8 protein-coding genes are annotated in these 7,408 nt (G+C 69.0%); 3 read left to right on the top strand and 5 right to left on the bottom strand.

Translation table 11 applies throughout. From position 1 onward, the window contains the following. Positions 1-538: 538 nt before the first annotated feature. The 3 genes from ABZ919_RS12940 to thyX form a co-directional block, all read right to left on the bottom strand. On the bottom strand, positions 539-2,224 hold the full coding sequence (locus ABZ919_RS12940; RefSeq protein ID WP_361246421.1) for a ribonuclease J: 1,686 nt from the start codon (positions 2,222-2,224) through the stop codon (positions 539-541). A gap of 156 nt (positions 2,225-2,380) precedes the next feature. Next, positions 2,381-3,280, bottom strand: a complete 900-nt coding sequence (dapA, locus tag ABZ919_RS12935; protein ID WP_361246418.1) for a 4-hydroxy-tetrahydrodipicolinate synthase — start codon at positions 3,278-3,280, stop codon at positions 2,381-2,383. 211 nt (positions 3,281-3,491) lie between these two features. Next, on the bottom strand, positions 3,492-4,244 hold the full coding sequence (gene thyX, locus ABZ919_RS12930) for an FAD-dependent thymidylate synthase (RefSeq protein WP_361246416.1): 753 nt from the start codon (positions 4,242-4,244) through the stop codon (positions 3,492-3,494). Between the two features lie 169 nt (positions 4,245-4,413). On the opposite strand from thyX, the gene ABZ919_RS12925 reads away from it, so the two are divergent. From ABZ919_RS12925 to ABZ919_RS12915, 3 genes are all read left to right on the top strand, one after another. Beyond that, entirely contained in the window at positions 4,414-4,650 is a 237-nt protein-coding gene (locus ABZ919_RS12925; protein ID WP_361246413.1) for a hypothetical protein, read from the top strand. A 90-nt stretch (positions 4,651-4,740) separates the two neighbouring features. Continuing rightward, a complete protein-coding gene (locus ABZ919_RS12920; protein WP_361246410.1) occupies positions 4,741-5,295 on the top strand; it encodes a hypothetical protein in 555 nt (184 codons plus the stop codon). Positions 5,296-5,452: 157 nt separating this feature from the next. Then, complete coding sequence (locus tag ABZ919_RS12915; protein ID WP_361246407.1) at positions 5,453-6,169, top strand: SDR family oxidoreductase; 717 nt, start codon at positions 5,453-5,455, stop codon at positions 6,167-6,169. Between the two features lie 10 nt (positions 6,170-6,179). On the opposite strand, the gene ABZ919_RS12910 is transcribed toward ABZ919_RS12915, so the two are convergent. Together ABZ919_RS12910 and dapB are read right to left on the bottom strand one after the other, a co-directional pair. Then, positions 6,180-6,632 carry a hypothetical protein gene (locus ABZ919_RS12910; RefSeq protein ID WP_361246404.1) on the bottom strand — a complete coding sequence of 151 codons (453 nt, stop codon included), beginning with the start codon at positions 6,630-6,632 and terminating at the stop codon, positions 6,180-6,182. Between the two features lie 12 nt (positions 6,633-6,644). Continuing rightward, positions 6,645-7,397 (bottom strand): 4-hydroxy-tetrahydrodipicolinate reductase, encoded by a 753-nt coding sequence (dapB, locus tag ABZ919_RS12905; RefSeq protein WP_361246401.1) that lies wholly within the window; start codon positions 7,395-7,397, stop codon positions 6,645-6,647. Positions 7,398-7,408 lie beyond the last annotated feature (11 nt).

Raw genomic sequence — 7,408 nt, 5'->3', positions numbered from 1 at the left:
AGCGTTCGTCCTGAGCCAGGATCAAACTCTCCGTGAATGTTTACTCGGCCAGAAAATTAATTCAGCCGGTGCACACACACGAGAGCGGAACAGTCAGAGGAATGATCCGACTGTTCACAGCGTCCTCGCTGTGTTTTTCAAAGGAACCTCGACCATCGGATCACTCCGACGGACGGGGTATCAACATATCTGGCGTTGATTTTTGGCACGCTGTTGAGTTCTCAAGGAACGGTCGCTTCCTTTGTACTCACCCTCTCGGGCTTTCCTCCGGGCTTCCCTTCGGTGTTTCCGACTCTATCAGACCTTTTCGATCCGATTTCCTCGGCGCTTTCCAGGCTCCCGCGTTTGTTTCGCGGTTTCCTTTCCAGCGGTTCCGACTTTATCAGAAGTTCTGAGTCGGTTTTCCCACCCGCACCGGGCACTCGTGTCCAGCGCATGAAGTGCTGGGGTTCCCGGCTGGGCGGAGCCGTAAACGTACTGGAGCGGGGCGCCCCGATGCAAATCGAGGCGCCCCGCTCGGGTGAAGCTCCGACGGACGTCAGACCTCCACGACCACCGGGAGGATCATCGGCCTGCGGCGATAGGTGTCCGAGACCCACTTGCCGAGGCTGCGCCGGACCAGCTGCTGGAGCTGGTGGGGCTCCACGACGCCGTCCTGGGCGGACCGCTCCAGCGCCTCGGTGATCTTCGGGACGACGTCGGCGAAGGCCGAGTCCTCGATGCCGGAGCCACGCGCCTGGATGTGCGGACCACCGGTGATCTTGCCGGTGGACGAGTCCACGACCACGAAGACCGAGATGATGCCCTCGTCGCCGAGGATCTTGCGGTCCTTGAGGGCCGGCTCACCTACGTCGCCGACGGAGAGCCCGTCGACGTAGACGTAACCGGCCTGGACCTTGCCGGAGATCTTGGCCTTGCCCTCGACCAGGTCGACCACGACGCCGTCCTCGGCGATGACGATCTGGTCGTGCGGGACGCCCGTCAGAGCGCCGAGCTCCGCGTTCGCCCGCAGATGGCGCCACTCCCCGTGTACCGGCATCAGGTTCTTGGGGCGGCAGATGTTGTAGAAGTACAGCAACTCGCCCGCGGACGCGTGCCCGGAAACGTGCACCTTGGCGTTGCCCTTGTGGACGACGTTGGCGCCCCAGCGGGTCAGGCCGTTGATCACGCGGTAGACCGCGTTCTCGTTGCCGGGGATGAGCGACGACGCCAGGATCACCGTGTCGCCCTCGACGATGCGGATCTGGTGGTCGCGGTTGGCCATGCGGGACAGGGCCGCCATCGGTTCGCCCTGGGATCCCGTGCAGACCAGGACCACCTCGTGGTCCGGCAGGTCGTCCAGCGTCTTCACGTCGACCACCAGGCCCGGCGGGACCTTCAGGTAGCCGAGGTCCCGCGCGATGCCCATGTTGCGGACCATGGAGCGGCCGACGAAGGCGACCCGGCGGCCGTACTCGTGGGCCGCGTCCAGGATCTGCTGGATGCGGTGGACGTGGCTGGCGAAGCTCGCCACGATGATCCGCTTGCGGGCGCCGGCGAACACCTGGCGCAGCACGTTGGAGATGTCGCGCTCGTGCGGGGTGAAGCCGGGGACCTCGGCGTTCGTGGAGTCGGTGAGGAGGAGGTCGATGCCTTCCTCGCTCAGCCGCGCGAACGCGTGGAGGTCGGTGAGGCGGTTGTCCAGTGGGAGCTGGTCCATCTTGAAGTCGCCCGTGTGCACCACCATGCCTGCGGGGGTGCGGATGGCGACGGCCAGCGCGTCCGGGATGGAGTGGTTGACGGCGATGAACTCGCAGTCGAAGGGGCCGATGCGCTCGCGGTTCCCCTCCGCCACCTCGAGGGTGTACGGACGGATCCGGTGCTCCTGGAGCTTGGCCTCGATGAGGGCGAGGGTCAGCTTGGAGCCGATCAGCGGGATGTCCGGCTTCTCGCGGAGCAGGAACGGGACGCCGCCGATGTGGTCCTCGTGGCCGTGCGTGAGGACGATGCCCTCGATGTCGTCGAGGCGGTCCCGGATGGACGAGAAGTCCGGCAGGATCAGGTCGATTCCGGGCTGCTCCTCCTCGGGGAAGAGCACTCCGCAGTCGACGATCAGGAGGCGGCCGCCGTACTCGAAGACCGTCATGTTTCGGCCGATCTCGCCGAGACCGCCGAGCGGGGTGACCCGCAGGCCGCTCTCAGGGAGCGGCGGGGGCGGGCCGAGTTCGGGATGCGGATGACTCAAAAGACTCTCCTCACCACGCGCGCCACGTACCGGTCGGGCACGTGGCGCGCATGACGTTCGTGCAGAAGCAGTTGTCGTTGTGGGGTTGGGGGCACCGGTGGCCCGCCTCTTCTGTTGTTCTTCAGTTGTGAAGCCTGGGTGGTGCCAAGTCTGTTGTCAGAGCTGTACCCCGCCCGCAGCAAGATCGATCTTGAGCTGGGCGATCTCCTCGGGTGAGCACTCGACCATGGGCGAGCGCAGCGGGCCTGCGGGCAGGCCCTGGAGGGCGAGCGCGGCCTTGGTGGTCATGACGCCCTGGGTGCGGAACATGCCCGTGTAGACCGGGAGCAGCTTCTGGTGGATCTCCGTGGCCTTGGCGACGTCACCGGAGACGTACGCGTCGACGAGGGCGCGCAGGTCGGGGGTGACGAGGTGGCCGACGACCGATACGAAGCCGACCGCGCCCACGGAGAGCAGCGGGAGGTTCAGCATGTCGTCGCCGGAGTACCAGGCGAGGCCGGACTGGGCGATGGCCCAGCTGGCGCGGCCGAGGTCGCCCTTGGCGTCCTTGTTGGCGACGATCCTGGGGTGCTCGGCGAGCCGGACCAGGGTCTCGGTGTTGATCGGGACGCCGCTGCGGCCGGGGATGTCGTACAGCATCACCGGCAGGCCGGTGGTGTCGGCGACGGCCGTGAAGTGCCGGTACAAGCCCTCCTGCGGGGGCTTGTTGTAGTACGGCGTGACCACGAGGAGGCCGTGCGCGCCGATGCGCTCGGCCTCACGGGCCAGCTCGATGCTGTGGTGGGTGTCGTTGGTGCCGACACCGGCCACGACGTGGGCACGGTCGCCGACCGCCTCCACCACGGCTCGTACCAGGTCCGATTTCTCCGCATCGCTGGTGGTGGGGGACTCGCCGGTGGTCCCGTTGACGATCAGGCCGTCGTTGCCTGCGTCCACCAGGTGGGCGGCGAGCCGCTGCGCGCCGTCGAGGTCGAGTGCGCCGTCCGCCGTGAAGGGCGTGACCATGGCGGTGAGGACCCGCCCGAAGGGGGTCTGCGGAGTCGAGGTCGGAGCCATGGGTAACACGCTACTCGGTACGCAATGGGGGGTCTGCCCTCGGGGTGCCGGATAAGTCAGGACAAATGCGGAGCCCGGCACTGCCTGCTCGGGGGTTCAAGCAGTGCCGGGTCCGTTTGATCAGGCTAGATGAACTTCTCTGAATGCCGCAATACGGACACTTCGCGAGGCTGACCCGTACATCCGTTCCGGAAGAGGGAACAGGGCTTCGCTACGGGGCCACACGCCCGTTCGCGTTGAAGGCGGCGTACGTCAGCGGCATGAGTCGGGCCCACTCCGCCTCCATCTTCTCCCCGACCATCTCGATCTCCCGCTGCGGGAAGGACGGCACCTTGGCCAGCTCGTGCTGGGTGCGCAGGCCGAGGAAGTGCATCAGGGAGCGGGCGTTGCAGGTGGCGTACATCGAGGAGTAGAGGCCGACGGGGAGAGCCGCGCGGGCGACTTCCCGGGCGACGCCCTCGGCGAGGAGCTTCTGGTAGGCCGTGTACGCCTGCTCGTACGACTCCCGCAGGGTGCCACTGACCGCCTGGTGCTGGGCCGGGGTGCCCTCGACGAAGACGTACTTGCCCGGGCGGCCCTCCTGGACCAGCTTGCGGTCCGTGTCGGGGACGTAGAAGACCGGCTGGAGCTCCCGGTAGCGGCCGGACTCCTCGTTGTACGACCAGCCGACCCGGTGCCGCATGAACTCGCGGAAGACGAAGATCGGGGCGCTGATGAAGAACGTCATCGAGTTGTGCTCGAACGGGCTGCCGTGCCGGTCGCGCATCAGGTAGTTGATCAGCCCCTTGGAGCGCTCGGGGTCCTTCTTCAGCTCGTCCAGGGACTGCTCGCCCGCGGTGGAGACGCGGGCGGCGAAGAGGACGTCGGCGTCCGAAGCGCTGGACTTCACCAGCTCGACAGCGACGTCACTGCGGAACGTGAGCGACGACTCGGGGGTGGTCACGGGGGTTGGGGTCCTTCCCATCACAGCTGTGGTTTGCGCCCACCTTACGGGGCACCCGCCCGGGCCACGGCAGTACCTCACCTCAAAAATCTCACCACGGATTTTTTCCGACATGGGCACCTTTTGTGTCACTCGAGCGTCTGTACCGGTGAGGCCTGCTCGTTCGACCCCGAAAGGAGACACACCCCCGATGTTCCGTCGGCGCGAGCCCGTACCCTTCGCCTTCCTGGCCGAGGCGGACCGATTCCGTAGCAATGTCACTCCCCCACCCCGTCCGCGGGCGTCGTTCGGGGAGATAGCCGGGCGTTGGCTGCTGGGACTGACGATCGTCGCCGGGCTGGTGGGAGCCCTGATCATCGGTATGCCGGCGATGTCCACGCCGACCGGCACGCCGACGCAGCAGTCCCAGGCCTCCCAGGGCCACTGACTCTTCCGGCCGCCCGAGGGTGGTGAGCGGGAACACCGGCGGATAGCCTCACCGGGCACAGCCCACGCGAGGAGCGAGTGAGGACCAGCCGTGCCCCTGTCCTTCCTGACGGCCGACCGCGCCTTCGAGGCCCCTTCCGAGAGCGCCCTGCCCTACGACGACCGTGAGCGCTGGCGGCGTCCCTACCGCCTCGGTCCCTGGCGTGTGGGTGCCGCGGCGCTGGTGCTGCTGCTGGCCTCCTTCGTGCTGTTCGCAGCGGTGCTCATCGCCCTGACCGGCTCGCTGTCCTCGGCCGGCGCGGTCCTGACCGCGGGGCTCGTGTTGATCGCGGGCGCACTGCGGCTGCTGCGCATGGGCGTGTGGGTGAGCGGGCGGGGACTGCGTCACGTCGGCTTCCTGGTGACGCGTACGGCGCCCTGGGCCCGGGTCGTCTCGGTGCGCACGGTGCAGCAGCCGGTGCGCTGGCTGGGGCTGCCGAGGACGGTACAGGGGCAGGCACTGGTGCTGGTGCGCAAGGACCGGCGGGCCGGGGACACCCCGCCGCTGCTGACCACGCACTCGCTGGACTTCCTGAGCCGCCCGGCCGCCTTCGACCGTGCCGCGGACACGGTGGAGGCGTGGGCGGCGGAGAACCACAACCACTGACCCCGGACGAACCCGAGGGGCCGGTCCGCCGTGCTGCGGAGCGGCCCCTTCGCCGCACCCGACCGCGGACACGGCACGCGGGAACGGTGCCGGGATCGGCCGCGGGGTGTTCACGCACGAGAACGGGGTGTTCACGCGCGAGGAAGGGAGACCGCTGTTGTCCGGACGTACCGTGCTGATCACCGGAGCGTCGAAGGGGATCGGACTGGCCACCGCGCACCGTCTCGCCGCCTCGGGGCACCGGGTGCTGGGAGTCGCCCGCGGCGCCCCTGCCGGTGATTTCCCGGGCGAGCTGTACTCCTGCGACCTCGCCGATGCGGAGGCCACGCGGGAGTGGCTGGCGGGCGTGACGCGTGCGGAGCACGTGGACGCCGTCGTCAACAACGTCGGCATCGCCGTGCCGGAACCGCTCGGCGAGATCAGGCTCGACACCCTGCAGGCCGTGTACGACCTGAACGTGCGCGCCGCCGTACAGGTCACCCAGGCCTGCGTCGGCGGGATGCGGGAGCGCGGCTGGGGCCGGATCGTCAATGTGACGAGCCGCTCGGTGCACGGCGCGCGCCGGCGCAGCAGCTACGCGGCTGCCAAGAGCGCGCTGGTGGGGCTGACCCGGACCTGGGCGCTGGAACTGGCGGCGGACGGGGTGACGGTCAACGCGGTGGCTCCCGGTCCGGTGGAGACCGACCTCTTCCGCGCCTCGCACCCCGTGGGCGGTGCGGAAGAGGCCAGGGTGCTGCGTTCGGTGCCCGCGGGACGCCTCGGCCGCCCGGAGGAGGTGGCCGCGGCGATCGCCTTCCTGCTGAGCGAGGACGCCGGGTTCGTCACCGGGCAGCAGCTCGGCGTGGACGGCGGGGGCAGCATTCCCGGGCGATGAGGGCCAGGGCCTAGGCCCCGGCCGGCTTTCCGTCGTGCAGGGCGATGGCCCTTTGCATGGCCTTGCGGGCGCGGGGGGTGTCGCGGGCGTCGTGGTAGGCCACGGCGAGCCGGAACCAGCAGCGCCAGTCGTCGGGGGAGGCTTCGGTCTCGGCCCGGCGCTTGGCGAAGACCTCGTCGGCCGAGTCGCGGTCGATACGGCCGCTGGGAGTCCGCTTCAGCTCGTCCACGGGCAGTGCGCCCTCGGCGTCCAGTTCGGCGGCCAGAGCGTTGGCCCTGCGGACGAACTGGGTGTTCTTCCACAGGAACCACAGGCCGATGACGGGCAGGATCAGCACCGCGACCCCGAAGGTGACGGTGACGACCGTGCCGTTCTCTATGAGCATCACGCCGCGGCTGCCGACCAGGACGAAATAGAAGACCAGGACGGCGGCCGTGACGAGGTAAGTGATCTTCGCGCGCATCGCAGGACGGTTTCAGCTCAGGTCGAGGAAGTTTTCCAGGCCCAGGGTGAGGCCGGGAGCGGAGACCACGCGGCGGGCGCCGAGCAGGATGCCGGGCATGAAGCTGCTGTGGTGCAGGGAGTCGTGGCGGATGGTCAGGGTCTCCCCCTCGCCGCCGAGCAGCACCTCCTGGTGGGCCAGGAGGCCGCGCAGCCGGACGGCGTGGACCGGGACACCGGCGACGCTGGCGCCCCGGGCGCCGTCCAGGGCGGTCACCGTGGCATCCGGCGCCGGGGCCGTGCCGGCCGCCCGGCGGGCCTCGGCGATGAGCTGGGCGGTGCGGGTCGCCGTACCGCTCGGGGCGTCCACCTTGTTCGGGTGGTGCAGCTCGACGACCTCGACCGACTCGAAGTACGGCGCGGCGATCTGCGCGAACTTCATCGTCAGGACGGCGCCGATGGAGAAGTTCGGCGCGATCAGCACGCCGGTCTGCGGGGAGCGGCCGAGCCACTCCTTCAGCTGCGCGAGGCGCTCCTCGGTCCAGCCCGTCGTACCGACGACCGCGTGGATGCCGTGGCGCACGCAGAAGTCGAGGTTGTCCATGACGGAGTCCGGGGTGGTCAGCTCCACGGCGACCTGGGCGCCGGCCGCCGTCAGCGCCTGAAGCGTGTCGCCCCGGCCGAGGGCGGCGACCAGCTCCATGTCCTCGGCGGCCTCGACCGCCCTCACCGCCTCGGACCCGATCCGGCCCTTGGCACCGAGGACCGCCACGCGCAGCTTGCTCATCTCTTGCTTCC

Origin of the sequence: Streptomyces sp. NPDC046759 (assembly GCF_040645475.1) — a bacterium.
Taxonomy (GTDB): domain Bacteria; phylum Actinomycetota; class Actinomycetes; order Streptomycetales; family Streptomycetaceae; genus Streptomyces.
Note: the sequence above shows the minus strand (reverse complement) of the source record. Positions and strands in the feature narration are given on the sequence as shown.

Coding starts and splice junctions, on each gene's coding strand:
- dapA (WP_361246418.1), bottom strand. CDS start 3,280: ATGGCTCCGACCTCGACTCCGCAGACCCCCTTCGGGCGGGTCCTCACC.
- dapB (WP_361246401.1), bottom strand. CDS start 7,397: ATGAGCAAGCTGCGCGTGGCGGTCCTCGGTGCCAAGGGCCGGATCGGG.
- ABZ919_RS12925 (WP_361246413.1), top strand. CDS start 4,414: ATGTTCCGTCGGCGCGAGCCCGTACCCTTCGCCTTCCTGGCCGAGGCG.
- thyX (WP_361246416.1), bottom strand. CDS start 4,244: ATGGGAAGGACCCCAACCCCCGTGACCACCCCCGAGTCGTCGCTCACG.
- ABZ919_RS12910 (WP_361246404.1), bottom strand. CDS start 6,632: ATGCGCGCGAAGATCACTTACCTCGTCACGGCCGCCGTCCTGGTCTTC.